We start from the raw sequence: 14,730 nt of genomic DNA, 5'->3' as shown, positions 1-14,730 counted from the left end.
TCCGGATCGCCTTTTTTGTGCCTGCCCGTTACTCAATGAACGGTCAGGACAATCCCGACCCGCGTCAGCCACTCGGCCTCAAGCCCGAAATCCGCCTGGGTCAGCTGGTTTTCATCCAGCCAGTTCTCCGGGAATTCCACGTCGAGGTGGTTGCCATTTGCATGCAGCGTCACTTGCGGCATCGCCTGGGTGCCACGGATGTGGTGGAACAGGATGGCGAAACGCAGCAGCACGCACAGGCGGATCAGCTTGTCGCCGTCGTCGCCGAACTCGGCGAACTTGTCCTTGGGGATGTTGCGGCGGTGGCCACGCACCAGCAGGGCGAGCATTTGTTGGTCTTCGCGGGAGAACCCGGCGAGGTCCGAGTGTTCGATCAGGTAGGCGCCGTGCTTGTGGTAGTGATAGTGCGCGATGTCGAGCCCGACTTCGTGCACTTTCGCCGCCCAGCCCAGCAGTTCGCGCCAGATGCCGTCGTCCAGCTCCCAATCCACGGCCACTTGATCGAAGGCGTGCAAGGCTTTGCGCTCGACCCGTGCGGCCTGTTCCTGATCGACGTGGTAGCGCTCCATCAGCGAGGTCAGGGTGCGTTCGCGCACGTCTTCGTGGTGATGTCGGCCGAGCAGGTCGTAGAGCACGCCTTCACGCAGCGCGCCTTCGCAGTGATCCATTCGTTGCAGTTCGAGGGCGTCGAAGATCGCTTCGAGAATCGCCAGACCGGCCGGGAAGATCGCCCGACGATCCGGCTTGATGCCTTCGAAATCGATCTTGTCGACATCGCCGAGCTTGAACAGACGGCGCTTGAGCCACGCCAGGCCTTCGGCATTCACCTCGCCGGTGCCATGACCGCCGGCCTTCAGCGCCAGACCAATGGCGCGGATGGTGCCCGAGGAGCCAATGGCTTCATCCCAGGTCAGGCGATGCAGGGCGTGTTCGATGCTCATGATTTCCAGGCGCGCCGCCGTGTACGCCTGGGCGTAGCGGGCCGGGGTGATCTTGCCGTCCTTGAAGTAGCGTTGGGTGAAGCTCACGCAGCCCATTTGCAGGCTTTCGCGCAGCAGCGGTTCGAAACGCTGGCCGATGATGAATTCGGTACTGCCGCCGCCGATGTCGGCGACCAGGCGTTTGCCCGGGGTGTCGGCGAGGGTGTGGGACACGCCGAGGTAGATCAGGCGGGCCTCTTCACGGCCGGAGATGACTTCCACCGGATGGCCGAGGATTTCTTCGGCGCGACGGATGAATTCGCCACGGTTGCGCGCCTCGCGCAGGGCGTTGGTGCCGACGATCCGCACGGCGCCCAGCGGCATGCCGTTGATCAGTTGGGCAAAGCGCTTGAGGCAGTCGAGCCCGCGCTGCATGGATTCTTCGTTGAGCTGACGCTCATCGTCGATGCCGGCGGCCAGCTGAACTTTTTCTCCGAGCCGTTCGAGAATACGGATTTCGCCGTTCTGGGCCTTGGCCACGACCATATGGAAGCTGTTGGAGCCCAGGTCGATCGCGGCGATCAGGGACAGATTCTTGGCTTGGGATTGCGGCATGGTCTGGGGGTCTCGGTCGATAACCCCGACATCGTGCCACGATCAAACGCTGCCGCCAACGCGCATGGTTCAAACCCTTGATCCTGCGCATAAAAGCCAGGGACCGTTGCGCACTCAACGATGCTGATCGTTCCCACGCTCTGCGTGGGAATGCCTCAACGGACGCTCTGCGTCCGCTTTTGGGACGCGGAGCGTCCCGGGCTGCATTCCCACGCGGACGGTTCGACGCCTCGACGTGGGAACGATCGGGTAGCAGGCTGTTTCAGGCAGTCGCTTCCACGGTGCCAATAAAGTTCGCCAGCTCCGGCGTCTGCGGATCGGCAAACAGCACTTTCGGATCCCCCATCTCGTGCACCTTGCCCTGATGCATGAACACCAGTTTGTCCCCGACCTCCCGGGCGAAGCGCATTTCGTGGGTGACCATGATCAGCGTCATGCCTTCCTTCGCGAGCTGGCGGACCACGCTGAGCACTTCGTTGACCAGCTCGGGGTCCAGCGCCGAGGTGATCTCGTCGCACAGCAGCACCTTCGGCGACATCGCCAGCGCCCGGGCAATCGCCACGCGTTGTTGCTGGCCGCCCGAGAGGCGTTCCGGGAACGCGTCGAACTTCTCGCCCAGGCCGACGCGCTCCAGCATCTGCCGCGCCAGTTCTTGTGCCTTGGCCTTGGGCACTTTCTGCACCACCTGCGGCGCGAGCATCACGTTCTCGCCGACGGTCAGGTGCGGAAACAGATTGAACTGCTGGAACACCATCCCGACTTTCTGCCGCAGGCTGCGCAGGTCGGCGCGGGCGGCGTCGAGGTATTCGCCGTCGACTTCGATCACGCCGTCGTTGATCGATTCCAGACCGTTGAGGGTGCGCAGCAGGGTGGACTTGCCCGAGCCGCTGCGGCCGATGATTGCCACCACCTGGCCTTCCTCGACGCTCAGGTCGATGCCTTTGAGCACGTGGTGATCGCCGTAATATTTATGCAGGGCAGAAATTCTAAGCAGAGGCATGCAGTCTCCTTTCCAGGTAGCGCGCACTGAGGGACAGGGGGTAGCAGAGCAGGAAGTAGCCCAGGGCGACGAGGCCGTAGACCATGAACGGTTCGAAGGTGGCGTTGGCGAGCATGCCGCCGGTCTTGGTCAGCTCGGTGAAGCCGATGATCGAGGTCACGGCGGTGCCCTTGACCACTTGCACCGAGAAACCCACGGTCGGCGCCACGGCAATTCGCAGCGCCTGCGGCAGGATCACGTAGCGCAGTTGCTCCAGCGGATTCAGCGCCAGGCTCGACGAAGCCTCCCACTGACCATTGGGAATCGCCTCCACGCAGCCGCGCCAGATCTCCGCCAGATAGGCGCTGGTAAACAGCGTCAGGGCAATCGCCGCCGCCATCCACGGCGAAATTTCCACCCCGGCCAGCGCCACGCCGAAGAACACCAGAAACAGCTGCATCAACAGCGGCGTGCCCTGAAACAGTTCGATCCAGGTGCGGGCGATGCTGCTGGGCAGCGGGTTCTTCGAGATGCGCATGATCAGGATCAGCAACCCGACAATCCCGCCACCGATGAACGCCACCAGCGACAGCGCCAGTGTCCATTGCAGGCCGGTCAGCAGATTACGCAGGATGTCCCAGAACGTGAAGTCGCTCATTGGCTGCTCCTTGCGCTGCTTTTCGACAGGTAGCGCCGGCCGAGCCAGTTCAACAGCTGACGGATCAGCAGCGCCATGCACAGATAGATGAGGGTGGTCAGGGCGTAGGTTTCAAAGGCGCGGAAGTTGCGCGACTGAATGAAGTTGGCGGCGAAGCTCAATTCTTCGGTGGCAATCTGCGAACACACCGCCGAACCGAGCATGACGATGATGATCTGGCTGCTCAGCGCCGGCCAGACCTTGCCCAGCGCCGGCAACAGCACCACGTGGCGGAACGCTTCGAAACGGCTCATCGCCAATGCCGCTGCGGCTTCCAGCTGCCCGCGCGGAATCGCCTGGATACCGGCGCGGATGATTTCGGTCGAGTACGCACCGAGGTTGATCACCATCGCCAGCACCGCCGCCTGCCACTCGGAAATCTGCACGCCGAGGGACGGCAGGCCGAAGAAGATGAAGAACAGCTGCACCAGAAACGGCGTGTTGCGGATCAACTCCACATATACGCCGAAGATCGCCGAGAACGGGCGGATGTTCCACGCCCGCACCAGCGCCCCGACGATGCCAACGCCAACCCCGAAGAGTGTGCCGATGGCCGTCAGCTCAAGGGTGAACAGCGCCCCGCGCAAGAGCAGGTCGGTGTTTTCCACCACCGGCAAAAAATCGAACTGATAGGCCATGAAAGTCTCCCGCGTCGCCGGTCAGAGGTCGGCCGGCAGCGGCTCTTTGAGCCAGGTCTGCGCGTTCTTTTCCAGCGCGCCGTCAGCCTTGGCGGTGGTCAGGATCTCGTTGACCTTGCCCAGCAGCGCCGGCTCGTTCTTGTTCACGCCGACGTAGACCGGCGAATCCTTGAGCTTCACTTTCAGCGCGGGGACGCGTTTGGGGTTCTTTTCACTGATCGCGACCATTACCACGTTGCCACTGGCGATCAGGTCGACCTGACCTGCGAGGTAGGCGGCGATGGTCGAGTTGTTGTCTTCGAAGCGTTTGATGGTCACGCCTTCTGGGGCGACCTTGGTCAGCTCGATGTCTTCGATGGCACCACGGGTGACGCTGATGGTTTTGCCCTTGAGATCGTCGAGGGTGCTGACCGCTGCGTCCGGCGGGCCGAACACGGCGAGGTAGAACGGCGCATAGGCGCGGGAGAAATCGATGACCTTCTCGCGCTCGGGGTTCTTGCCGAGGCTGGAAATCACCAGGTCGACCTTGCCGGTGGTCAGGAACGGGATGCGGTTGGTGCTGTTGACCGGGGTCAGTTCGAGTTTGACCTTGAGCTGCTCGGCCAGCAGTTTCGCGGTGTCGATATCGAGGCCGCGCGGCTTCATGTCCGGGCCGACCGAACCGAACGGCGGGAAGTCCTGGGGCACGGCAACTTTCAAGGTGCCGCGTTTGACCACGTCATCCAGACCGTCGGCATGGGCGGGGGTCTGGCTCAGCATCAGACCGGCAAACAGGGCGGCGAGGAGGGCGCTGTAACGCTTCGTCATGGACAATCTCCGGATCGGCGGGAAGTGAATTCTGCGTTCGGACAGAGCACGGGCCGTGCCAAGACAGGGGTTCGGCGTCGCAAAGCCACGGGTTTGGCGGGTTTGTTCGGTCTTACTGGTCTGAACAGTCAGGTCGGATTTCGCACTGCGATAGCGCATCGACGCGCACCGTCGAACCCCGCTGGGGCACGACTTGCCTGATGCCTCGAATAGCTTTACAACTGGCCGCACCTTGGCCTGGTCCGTCTGGAAAACCATGAACTCGATCTCCCGCGCCGTACCCGAAGTGGCGCTGCAAGCGATCCGCAAACTGATTACCGAGCAGGGCTTCGGCCCCGGCGATGCGCTGCCCTCGCAACGGGATCTGGCGGTTCAGCTGGGCGTCAGCCGCGCCTCGTTGCGTGAGGCGTTGTCGTCCTTGAGTGCGCTGGGTGTGGTCAGCATTCAGCCGGGCAAAGGCGTGTTCGTGCAGGCGCCGGTCGAGTTGCCTCGTGGCGAGGGCGCACCGGCCTGGCCGTTCGCCGCCCAGGCTTCGCCGCTGGAAATCTTTCAGTTGCGCTATGCGCTGGAAGGGTTTGCGGCCGGTCTGGCGGCGGTGACGTTGAGCACGTTTGATCTGGACGAACTGGAAGACAACGTCGCCGCCATGCGCGAGCAACTGCGCGCCGGCGACTTCGAGGCAGCGGCGAAACTGGATTTCGAATTCCACCGGCGGATCCTGCTGGCCAGCGGCAATCAGGCGATGCTGAGCATCCTCACCGCCAGCGCCGACATCTTTCTGGAGAGCCAGAAACTACCGTTCATCCGCGCCGAACGGGCCATGGAAACCTGGCAGGAACACCGCAAGATCCTCCGCGCCCTGGCCCGCCGGGCCTCCGCTGCCGCGCAGAAGGCCATGCAGGAGCACGTGCGCAATGCGGCCCTGCGTACCGGAATTTCCTTCATCGCCCCCGCCAGCGCGTGACTTGAGCTATACCCAAACTCATCGAGTGCCATAGCAAGACTCAATCATCTGCGGCTTCCTGAACAAGGGAAGGGCGGCTATGATGGGCCACGTTTTTTTGCTTACAACCTGGAGAATTCCATGAGCAGCGATCTGATCAAACACGTTAGCGACGCTAGCTTCGAAGCCGACGTACTCAAGGCCGAAGGCGCTGTCCTGGTCGACTACTGGGCTGAATGGTGCGGCCCTTGCAAAATGATCGCTCCGGTTCTGGACGAGATTGCAGAGACTTACAAAGGCAAGCTGACCGTTGCCAAACTGAACATCGACGAAAACCAGGAAACCCCTGCCAAGCACGGCGTACGTGGTATTCCGACCCTGATGCTGTTCAAGAACGGCAACGTGGAAGCGACCAAGGTCGGCGCTCTGTCGAAGTCGCAACTGGCTGCTTTCCTCGACGCCAACATCTAAGCGTCGCGGTAAAGTTGTCCTCAAAAAGCCCCGCAAATTGCGGGGCTTTTTGCGTATTCAGGGCTAGACGCTCCGAAACTCAGGTGGTACATTCGGCCCCGCACTGGTTTCTCCACTGCCCCCTGCTAGCCGTCGCCGACGCACTTCCTTTCGAATAAGTACGCGATCCTGTCGCCTTCTCCGCGGCGCGGCCTCATTAAGCCAAAAGCTTAATTTCCCCCCTCCATAAATGATTACGTCATTCCTATATGAATCTGACTGAACTCAAGCAAAAGCCGATTACCGAACTGCTCGAATTGGCCGAACAGATGGGCATAGAAAATATGGCCCGTTCGCGCAAGCAGGACGTGATTTTCTCCCTGCTGAAAAAGCACGCTAAAAGCGGTGAGGAAATCTCCGGTGATGGCGTGCTGGAGATTCTCCAGGACGGCTTCGGCTTCCTGCGCTCCGCTGACGCTTCCTACCTCGCCGGCCCTGACGACATCTACGTCTCGCCGAGCCAGATCCGCCGTTTCAACTTGCGCACCGGTGACACCATCGTTGGCAAGATCCGCCCTCCGAAGGAAGGCGAGCGTTATTTCGCCCTGCTCAAGGTCGACACGATCAACTTCGATCGTCCTGAGAACGCGAAAAACAAGATTCTCTTCGAGAACCTGACCCCGCTGTTCCCGACCGTGCGCATGAAGATGGAAGCCGGCAACGGTTCCACCGAAGACCTGACCGGTCGTGTGATCGACCTGTGCGCCCCGATCGGCAAAGGCCAGCGTGGTCTGATCGTTGCACCGCCGAAAGCCGGTAAAACGATCATGCTGCAGAACATCGCAGCGAACATCGCCCGTAACAACCCTGAAGTTCACCTGATCGTGCTGTTGATCGACGAGCGTCCGGAAGAAGTGACCGAAATGCAGCGCACCGTGCGCGGCGAAGTGGTTGCCTCGACTTTCGACGAGCCACCGACCCGTCACGTGCAAGTGGCTGAAATGGTGATCGAGAAGGCCAAGCGCCTGGTCGAACACAAGAAGGACGTGGTGATCCTGCTCGACTCCATCACCCGTCTGGCCCGTGCCTACAACACTGTGATCCCGAGCTCCGGCAAGGTGCTGACCGGTGGTGTCGATGCCCACGCCCTGGAGAAACCGAAGCGTTTCTTCGGCGCCGCGCGAAACATCGAAGAAGGCGGCTCGCTGACCATCATCGCCACCGCGCTGGTTGAAACCGGCTCGAAGATGGATGAAGTGATCTACGAAGAGTTCAAGGGCACCGGCAACATGGAACTGCCACTGGACCGTCGTATCGCCGAGAAGCGTGTGTTCCCGGCCATCAACATCAACAAGTCCGGTACCCGTCGTGAAGAGCTGCTGACTGCCGACGACGAACTGCAGCGTATGTGGATCCTGCGCAAACTGCTGCACCCGATGGACGAAGTCGCGGCCATCGAGTTCCTGGTCGACAAGCTGAAAACGACCAAGACCAACGACGAATTCTTCCTGTCGATGAAGCGCAAGTAACATCGTCGGTTGATTCAGAAAATGGCGTCCTTTCGAGGGCGCCATTTTTTTGCCTGTTTTTTGTCCGGCCGATAGGAGGTTTGCGATCTGGTAAGGTCAGTGACTGGGCAAAACAAGAAGCAGCGTTCGATGCTGTACAAAAAATAACCATCTGATTGGCATTAAAGATTTATGAGCACACTCGCTTATCGAAGGGATATCGACGGCTTGCGGGCAGTCGCGGTGATAGCCGTGGTGCTGTTCCATTTTGGCGTCCCTGGGTTTACCGGCGGTTTTGTCGGTGTGGACGTGTTTTTCGTGATCTCCGGTTACCTCATCACCTCGATCATCTGGAACCAGCGCCAGGCCGGCCGGTTCAGTTTCGTCGAGTTCTGGTCGCGGCGTGCGCGGCGGATCCTGCCGGCGCTGTTTGCGATGATCATCGCGGTGCTGGCGGTGGGCTGGTTTCTGATGGCGCCCAAGGACTACGAAGAACTCGGGCGCTCGGTGCGCTATCAGGTGCTGTTTGTCTCGAACATCCTGTTCATGCGCCAGGACGGCTACTTCGATGTCGCCTCGGATCTCAAACCGCTGCTGCACACTTGGTCACTGGCGGTAGAGGAGCAGTTCTACATTGTCTTCCCGCTATTGCTGACCCTGATGTCGAGCCGCTTGAAGCACTGGCGGCTGGCGCTGTTCGGCGTGCTGCTCGTTTCATTCGGGTTGAGCGTCTGGGCGGTCCACCACCATCCGGAAAAAGCCTTCTTCCTGCTGCCGATGCGCGCATGGGAGCTGCTGGCGGGGGCGATGCTGGCGATCGCACCGAAGCATGCCTGGCGCCTCAAGCCGATGGCCGCGCAACTGTTGAGCCTGCTCGGCATGGGCCTGATTCTGTTGGCGGTGTTCGGTTTCGACAAACGTACGCCGTTCCCCGGTGCGGCCGCATTGCTGCCGGTGCTTGGCGTGGTGCTGTTGATCCTGGCCAACGGTCATCGCCAGACCTGGGTAGGTCAATTCTTGAGCGGTCGGGTCATGGTAGGTCTGGGTCTGATTTCCTATTCCTGGTACTTGTGGCACTGGCCGGTGTTCGTGTTTTCCAGCTACGCCAGCGTCGACGAGCCGAGCGCCTTCGACAGCGCCGGGTTGATCCTGCTGACCCTGGTGCTGGGTTATCTGTCGTGGAAATTCGTCGAGACGCCGTTCCGCGAGCGGCGCTTGCTGGCCGGACGTCGGCAGATTCTGATCGCCGGTGCGTTCGGCGTGCTGATAATCGGACTGGCCGGGCAAACCCTGCGCTGGACCGACGGCCTGCCGTGGCGCCTGTCCGATCAGGCATTGCAATACGCCAAGGGGCGCGAGTGGCGGCCGGAGTTGATGGCATGTCTGGCGGACGACAAGACCCCGGATGACAAGTTGTTCTGTCATTACGGTCTGCAGAACCAGGCTTCGCGAGCGCTGGTCTGGGGCGACAGTCATGCCACGGCGTTGATTCCGGTCTTCGATGATGGTGCGCAAGCCCATGGCGTCAGTGTGATCCTCGCCAGTTCGCCGGGGTGCATACCGGTGGAAGGTCTGGAGCATGACGCCCGCTGCGCACGGTTCAACCAACGTGTGGTGCAGGCAATCAAACCGCAAACCGTCAGTGATGTGGTGCTGGTTGCGCGCTGGAGTCTGTATCTCTATGGCGATGCCAGAGGTGATCTGGGCCATGTCTTGAGAACGCCTGACGGGCACTACGACCGTGCCGTCGCCGAGCAGCGTCTGGCTGACGGTCTGCGCGCGCGAGTGGCGCAATTGCGTGCGGGCGGGCATCGGGTCTGGCTGGTGAAAGAGGCGCCGTTGCAGGCTTTCAGTCCGCCGTACCGTCTGACGCGACTGGCGATGCTGGATCGTCCGGTGGATGACGTCGGGCTGAATGTCGCCGAACACCAAAAGCGCCAGGCCTTCATCAGTCAGCTGTTCGCCGATCTGGCGAAAGACCCGGCGGTACGCGTGGTCGATCCGGCGCCGAAGCTGTGCGATGAAAGCGGTCTGTGCCGTGCCGAGCTCGGTGGGTATTCGCTGTACACCGATGACAATCACCTGTCGGAGGTCGGCGCGCGTTTCGTTGCGCCGATCCTCGAACCGCTGTTTGTCGACCTGCAGGCCAGGGCAAATCTGGGAAAAGGTCAGGCGAATGCAGCCAAGTAAGCAGTGACGGGCTGCCAGCGACCGGCATAGCAGGTAGGATGTACGCCTATTTTGAGGGTGCCATCGTCAATGAAATTCAAGGATCTTCGGGATTTCGTGCAGCAGCTTGAGCAGCGCGGAGAGTTGAAACGCATCCAGATTCCCGTTTCGCCGGTGCTGGAAATGACCGAGGTGTGCGACCGCACACTGCGGGCCAAGGGCCCGGCGCTGCTGTTCGAGAAGCCGACCGGTTACGACATCCCGGTGCTCGGCAACCTGTTCGGCACGCCCGAGCGGGTGGCCATGGGCATGGGCGCCGAGTCGGTCAGCGAGCTGCGCGAAATCGGCAAGCTGCTGGCGTTCCTCAAGGAACCGGAGCCGCCGAAGGGTTTGAAGGACGCGTGGTCGAAGCTGCCGATCTTCCGCAAGATCATTGCGATGGCGCCGAAAGTCATCAAGGACGCGCCGTGCCAGGAAGTGGTCATAGAAGGCGACGACGTCGATCTGGCGATGCTGCCGGTGCAGACCTGCTGGCCGGGCGACGTGGCGCCGCTGATCACTTGGGGCCTGACGGTCACCAAAGGTCCGAACAAGGATCGGCAGAACCTTGGCATCTACCGTCAGCAAGTGATCGGCCGCAACAAGGTCATCATGCGCTGGCTCAGCCACCGTGGCGGTGCGCTGGATTTCCGTGAGTGGTGCGAGAAGCACCCGGGCCAGCCGTTCCCGGTGTCCGTGGCCCTCGGTGCCGATCCGGCGACCATTCTCGGCGCCGTTACTCCGGTGCCGGACAGCCTCTCCGAATACGCCTTCGCCGGTCTGCTGCGCGACAGTCGCACGGAGCTGGTGAAGTGCCGTGGCAACGACCTGCAAGTGCCGGCCACTGCCGAAATCATCCTTGAAGGCGTGATCCATCCGGGCGAGATGGCCGACGAAGGCCCGTACGGTGACCACACCGGTTACTACAACGAAGTCGACAGCTTCCCGGTGTTCACCGTCGAGCGCATCACCCACCGGATCAAACCGATTTACCACAGCACCTACACCGGCCGTCCGCCGGATGAGCCGGCGATTCTCGGCGTGGCGCTGAACGAAGTGTTCGTGCCGATCCTGCAGAAGCAGTTTCCGGAGATCACCGACTTCTACCTGCCGCCGGAAGGCTGCTCGTACCGCATGGCCGTGGTGACGATGAAGAAGTCGTATCCGGGCCACGCCAAGCGCGTGATGCTGGGTGTCTGGTCGTTTTTGCGACAGTTCATGTACACCAAGTTCGTTATCGTCACCGACGACGACATCAACGCGCGTGACTGGAACGACGTGATCTGGGCCATCACCACGCGCATGGACCCCAAGCGCGACACGGTGATGATCGACAACACGCCGATCGACTACCTCGACTTTGCCTCGCCGGTGTCGGGACTCGGCTCGAAGATGGGCCTGGACGCCACCCACAAGTGGCCGGGCGAAACCACTCGCGAGTGGGGCCGCGTCATCGTCAAGGATGATGCCGTCACTCAACGGATCGATGCCATCTGGAATCAGTTAGGAATAGATTGATGCGTGTAACCCTGCAGCCCTCCGGAGCGGTGCTCGAGATACAGCCCGGAGAGCAGATTCTCGATGGTGCGCGGCGCCTGGGCTACGAATGCCCGCAAAGCTGTCGCAACGGCAATTGTCACGTGTGCGCGGCGCTGCTGGTGGAAGGCCGGGTCCAACAGGCCGGCAAGGTGCACGACCACGGCGAGTTCTACACTTGCATAGCGGAGCCGCTGGAAGACTGCATCGTGCTGTGGGATGGCGTGCTCGCGCTGGGAGAACTGCCGGTGCGCAGCGTGTCGTGTCAGGTCATCGAATGCAGGGACGTCGGTGGCGATACCTTTCGCGTGCGCCTGCGGGCGCCGGCCGGCAAACCGCCGCGCTACCACGCTGGCCAGTATTTGATGATCGAGCGCGAGAACGGCGAGAAGTCGGCGTTCTCCATGGCCTCGGCGCCCCACGGCGGGCGCGATCTGGAAATCCATGTGCTGGCGCGCGAATCCAGTGCGCTGAGCCTGATCGATCAGCTCAAGCGCAACCCGATGGTGCGGGTCGAACTGCCGTTCGGCGACACCCATCTGGCGGAACTGCCGGACGGGCCGCTGGTGCTGATCGCCGCCGGCACCGGCATGGGTCAGATCCACAGCCTGATCGAACATTGCCGGGCTTCGGGCTTCAAACATCCGGTGCACTTGTATTGGGGCGTGCGTCGTCCGGAAGATTTCTACGAAATCGAACATTGGGACGAATGGCTGAAATTGCCCAATCTGTTCCTGCACAAAGTCGTCAGTGACCAGTGCGGCTGGGAGGGGCGCTGCGGGATGTTGCACGAAGCGGTGTGCGAGGATTTCCCTGATCTGAAACCGTTGCACGTCTATGCCAGCGGCTCGCCGGCCATGGTCTACGGCACGCTGGATGCGCTGGTGGAAGCAGGGATGGATGCCCATCAGATGCGTGCGGATGTGTTTGCTTACGCACCCCGCGCCTGAGTTCGTTATAACTCTCCATATAGCCGATCGGTATTTATGTAATTGCATAAATGCCGGTAGGTTATATATCAAACAGGCATCAATTAAGAACTGTGCCATGGCACTCAAATTGCCTTAAAACATATGTGCCTTATTGTTACAGCGGTGCGTTCTATTAAGTAATTCTTCACCCGCGGGGAGCTGAACGCTATTCGCCATGAGCGCCATTGAAAACGCTTTTCTGAATCTGGCTTACCCTCCGCGGCTCGATCTTGGGCCGCAGCTGACGCACGAACAACTTCTCGCATCCATGCAATCGACCATGGCACGCCACAAGGGCGGGCCGGTTTGGCTGTTCGCCTACGGTTCGCTGATCTGGCGGCCGGAATGCACAGCCGTGGAGCGGGTGCGTGGGCGCGTGCATGGCTATCACCGTGGCTTGTACTTGTGGTCCCACGAGCATCGCGGCACGCCGGAAATGCCGGGTCTGGTCTTTGGTCTGGATCGTGGCGGCTCGTGCAGCGGCTTCGCCTACCGGTTGCCGGAAGACAATCTGGACAGCGCGCTGTATGCGTTGTGGAAACGCGAAATGCCGTTCCCGTCCTATCGGCCACACTGGCTCAACTGCCGACTCGAAGATGGCAGCCAGGTTCAGGCGTTGGGATTCGTATTGGAGCGACACCTGCCCAGCTATGCCGGCAACTTGCCGGATCATGTGCTGAGCCAGGTGTTCGAAAGCGCTTGCGGGCGGTACGGCACGACTCGCGATTATGTCGAGCAGACCGCTCACGCCCTGCGCAGCCACGCCATGCCAGACCGGAATCTGGAGGCGCGGCTCAAGCGCTGTAAGTCAAAGGCCGATCAGGCGACTGCTTCGCGGCTCTGACTGGCGACTTGCTTGTGCCACAGGGTCGGGGCCAGGAAGGCCATCGACAGCAGGCAAGCGCCCACCAGCAGCACGAAACCGCCATCCCAGCCGAAGTGGTCCACGGTGTAGCCCATCGCTGCACTGGCCGCGACCGAACCACCCAGATACCCGAACAGACCGGTGAAGCCTGCGGCAGTGCCGGCGGCTTTCTTCGGCGCCAGTTCCAGCGCCTGCAGGCCGATCAGCATCACCGGGCCATAGATCAGGAAGCCGATGGAGAACAGAGCGATCATGTCGATGGTCGGGTGGCCGGCCGGGTTAAGCCAATACACCAGGGTCGCGACGGTCACCAATGCCATGAACACCATACCGGTCAGGCCACGGTTGCCACGGAAGATCTTGTCCGACATCCAGCCGCACAGCAGCGTGCCCGGAATCCCCGCCCACTCGTAGAAGAAATAGGCCCACGAGGTTTTATCCACGGTGAAACCCTTGGCTTCTTTCAGGTAGGTCGGCGCCCAGTCCAGCACGCCGTAGCGCAGCAGGTAGACGAAGACGTTGGCCATGGCGATGTACCAGAGCATTTTGTTGCGCAGCACGTATTTGACGAAGATTTCCTTGGCGCTGAATTCGTCTTCGTGGCTGGCGTCGTAGCCTTCCGGGTAGTCGTTCTTGTACTTCTCGATTGGCGGCAGGCCGACCGATTGCGGGGTGTCACGCATGGTCACGAAAGCGAACACCGCTACTGCCAGCGCCACGGCGGCCGGGACGTAGAACGCTGCGTGCCAGTCGTTGAACAGGCCCATGCCGATCAGGAACAGCGGGCCGATCAGACCGCCACCGACGTTATGCGCCACGTTCCACACCGACACCACGCCGCCACGTTCCTTCTGCGACCACCAGTGCACCATCGTGCGTCCGCTCGGCGGCCAGCCCATGCCCTGGGCCCAACCGTTGATGAACAGCAGGATGAACATCATGGTCACGCTGGAGGTTGCCCAAGGCGCGAAACCGAAAATGAACATGACCCCGGCCGATACCAGCAGGCCGAACGGCAGGAAGTAACGCGGGTTGGAGCGGTCGGACACCAGGCCCATGAGGAACTTGGACAGACCGTACGCGATGGCGATTGCCGACATCGCCAGACCCAGATCGCCACGGCTGTAGCCTTCGTCGATCAGGTACGGCATGGCCAGCGAGAAGTTCTTGCGCAGCAGGTAGTAACCCGCATAGCCAAAGAAGATGCCGGCGAAGATCTGCCAACGCAGGCGTCGGTAGGTGCTGTCGATTTTTTCTTCAGGCAATGGAGCCTGATGTGCGGCAGGACGAAAGAAAGCAAACATTCAAGAGCTCCAGATTTCTTGTTTTGACTGCGGATGCGAATGTTACAGTTTCGTTACCGAAAATAGCACCGCTTCCCATCGGCAAAACAGTGGAAATGTTGGATGTCGCACGTTCCTTTATGAACATGTCGCTCAGATATAAGTGCAGGGCGTTGTGGGAATGGTTACCTCCGCAGCTTCCTGCCGGGTTTCAGGATTTTGCAGGACGCAGGTTTGAGAAATGTCCTGCGAGCAATGCAGAAGGTGCTTTCTGTTTGAGGCTGCCGGCACATTTGCAGCCTGGAATGTT

13 protein-coding genes are annotated in these 14,730 nt (G+C 61.0%); 7 read left to right on the top strand and 6 right to left on the bottom strand.

The window, feature by feature from the left end:
* Window positions 1-32: 32 nt before the first annotated feature.
* The 5 genes from ppx to ACEN93_RS15615 form a co-directional block, all read right to left on the bottom strand.
* A complete protein-coding gene (gene ppx, locus ACEN93_RS15635) occupies window positions 33-1,535 on the bottom strand; it encodes an exopolyphosphatase (RefSeq protein WP_039765323.1) in 1,503 nt (500 codons plus the stop codon).
* A gap of 262 nt (window positions 1,536-1,797) precedes the next feature.
* Window positions 1,798-2,535, bottom strand: a complete 738-nt coding sequence (locus tag ACEN93_RS15630) for an amino acid ABC transporter ATP-binding protein (RefSeq protein ID WP_039765325.1) — start codon at window positions 2,533-2,535, stop codon at window positions 1,798-1,800.
* Window positions 2,522-3,172 carry an amino acid ABC transporter permease gene (locus ACEN93_RS15625; protein WP_007951832.1) on the bottom strand — a complete coding sequence of 217 codons (651 nt, stop codon included), beginning with the start codon at window positions 3,170-3,172 and terminating at the stop codon, window positions 2,522-2,524. Before ACEN93_RS15625 ends, ACEN93_RS15630 begins: the two co-directional genes overlap by 14 nt.
* Window positions 3,169-3,849: an amino acid ABC transporter permease gene (locus ACEN93_RS15620; RefSeq protein ID WP_495610239.1), complete on the bottom strand. Its 681-nt coding sequence runs from the start codon at window positions 3,847-3,849 to the stop codon at window positions 3,169-3,171. Before ACEN93_RS15620 ends, ACEN93_RS15625 begins: the two co-directional genes overlap by 4 nt.
* 21 nt (window positions 3,850-3,870) lie before the next feature.
* The gene (locus ACEN93_RS15615; RefSeq protein WP_074690049.1) at window positions 3,871-4,656 is read right to left on the bottom strand and encodes a transporter substrate-binding domain-containing protein; all 786 of its coding nucleotides are present in this window, start codon (window positions 4,654-4,656) and stop codon (window positions 3,871-3,873) included.
* A 256-nt stretch (window positions 4,657-4,912) separates the two neighbouring features.
* Here ACEN93_RS15615 and ACEN93_RS15610 point away from each other — a divergent pair, with 256 nt between their 5' ends.
* The 7 genes from ACEN93_RS15610 to ACEN93_RS15580 all read left to right on the top strand — a co-directional run bounded on the left by ACEN93_RS15610 (window position 4,913) and on the right by ACEN93_RS15580 (window position 13,116).
* Window positions 4,913-5,620 carry a FadR/GntR family transcriptional regulator gene (locus tag ACEN93_RS15610; protein ID WP_007951828.1) on the top strand — a complete coding sequence of 236 codons (708 nt, stop codon included), beginning with the start codon at window positions 4,913-4,915 and terminating at the stop codon, window positions 5,618-5,620.
* A gap of 120 nt (window positions 5,621-5,740) precedes the next feature.
* A complete protein-coding gene (trxA, locus tag ACEN93_RS15605) occupies window positions 5,741-6,070 on the top strand; it encodes a thioredoxin TrxA (RefSeq protein WP_003206727.1) in 330 nt (109 codons plus the stop codon).
* Between the two features lie 248 nt (window positions 6,071-6,318).
* Window positions 6,319-7,578 carry a transcription termination factor Rho gene (rho, locus tag ACEN93_RS15600; RefSeq protein ID WP_011336486.1) on the top strand — a complete coding sequence of 420 codons (1,260 nt, stop codon included), beginning with the start codon at window positions 6,319-6,321 and terminating at the stop codon, window positions 7,576-7,578.
* A gap of 171 nt (window positions 7,579-7,749) precedes the next feature.
* The gene (locus tag ACEN93_RS15595) at window positions 7,750-9,747 is read left to right on the top strand and encodes an acyltransferase family protein (protein WP_495610238.1); all 1,998 of its coding nucleotides are present in this window, start codon (window positions 7,750-7,752) and stop codon (window positions 9,745-9,747) included.
* 69 nt (window positions 9,748-9,816) lie between these two features.
* Entirely contained in the window at window positions 9,817-11,283 is a 1,467-nt protein-coding gene (ubiD, locus tag ACEN93_RS15590; protein ID WP_064379935.1) for a 4-hydroxy-3-polyprenylbenzoate decarboxylase, read from the top strand.
* Window positions 11,283-12,251, top strand: a complete 969-nt coding sequence (locus tag ACEN93_RS15585; protein WP_495610237.1) for a CDP-6-deoxy-delta-3,4-glucoseen reductase — start codon at window positions 11,283-11,285, stop codon at window positions 12,249-12,251. Before ubiD ends, ACEN93_RS15585 begins: the two co-directional genes overlap by 1 nt.
* A 196-nt stretch (window positions 12,252-12,447) precedes the next feature.
* Window positions 12,448-13,116 (top strand): gamma-glutamylcyclotransferase, encoded by a 669-nt coding sequence (locus tag ACEN93_RS15580; protein WP_039765337.1) that lies wholly within the window; start codon window positions 12,448-12,450, stop codon window positions 13,114-13,116.
* On the opposite strand, the gene glpT is transcribed toward ACEN93_RS15580, so the two are convergent.
* Window positions 13,092-14,441: a glycerol-3-phosphate transporter gene (gene glpT, locus ACEN93_RS15575; RefSeq protein WP_039765339.1), complete on the bottom strand. Its 1,350-nt coding sequence runs from the start codon at window positions 14,439-14,441 to the stop codon at window positions 13,092-13,094. The genes ACEN93_RS15580 and glpT overlap by 25 nt on opposite strands.
* Window positions 14,442-14,730 lie beyond the last annotated feature (289 nt).

Source organism: Pseudomonas sp. Pseusp21, from assembly GCF_059492145.1.
Note: the sequence above shows the minus strand (reverse complement) of the source record. Positions and strands in the feature narration are given on the sequence as shown.

What these genes read in the sequence shown, in the direction of transcription:
- ppx (WP_039765323.1), bottom strand. Translation starts at nt 1,535, where the DNA reads ATGCCGCAATCCCAAGCCAAGAATCTGTCCCTGATCGCCGCGATCGAC.
- ACEN93_RS15630 (WP_039765325.1), bottom strand. Translation starts at nt 2,535, where the DNA reads ATGCCTCTGCTTAGAATTTCTGCCCTGCATAAATATTACGGCGATCAC.
- ACEN93_RS15625 (WP_007951832.1), bottom strand. Translation starts at nt 3,172, where the DNA reads ATGAGCGACTTCACGTTCTGGGACATCCTGCGTAATCTGCTGACCGGC.
- ACEN93_RS15620 (WP_495610239.1), bottom strand. Translation starts at nt 3,849, where the DNA reads ATGGCCTATCAGTTCGATTTTTTGCCGGTGGTGGAAAACACCGACCTG.
- ACEN93_RS15615 (WP_074690049.1), bottom strand. Translation starts at nt 4,656, where the DNA reads ATGACGAAGCGTTACAGCGCCCTCCTCGCCGCCCTGTTTGCCGGTCTG.
- ACEN93_RS15610 (WP_007951828.1), top strand. Translation starts at nt 4,913, where the DNA reads ATGAACTCGATCTCCCGCGCCGTACCCGAAGTGGCGCTGCAAGCGATC.
- trxA (WP_003206727.1), top strand. Translation starts at nt 5,741, where the DNA reads ATGAGCAGCGATCTGATCAAACACGTTAGCGACGCTAGCTTCGAAGCC.
- rho (WP_011336486.1), top strand. Translation starts at nt 6,319, where the DNA reads ATGAATCTGACTGAACTCAAGCAAAAGCCGATTACCGAACTGCTCGAA.
- ACEN93_RS15595 (WP_495610238.1), top strand. Translation starts at nt 7,750, where the DNA reads ATGAGCACACTCGCTTATCGAAGGGATATCGACGGCTTGCGGGCAGTC.
- ubiD (WP_064379935.1), top strand. Translation starts at nt 9,817, where the DNA reads ATGAAATTCAAGGATCTTCGGGATTTCGTGCAGCAGCTTGAGCAGCGC.
- ACEN93_RS15585 (WP_495610237.1), top strand. Translation starts at nt 11,283, where the DNA reads ATGCGTGTAACCCTGCAGCCCTCCGGAGCGGTGCTCGAGATACAGCCC.
- ACEN93_RS15580 (WP_039765337.1), top strand. Translation starts at nt 12,448, where the DNA reads ATGAGCGCCATTGAAAACGCTTTTCTGAATCTGGCTTACCCTCCGCGG.
- glpT (WP_039765339.1), bottom strand. Translation starts at nt 14,441, where the DNA reads ATGTTTGCTTTCTTTCGTCCTGCCGCACATCAGGCTCCATTGCCTGAA.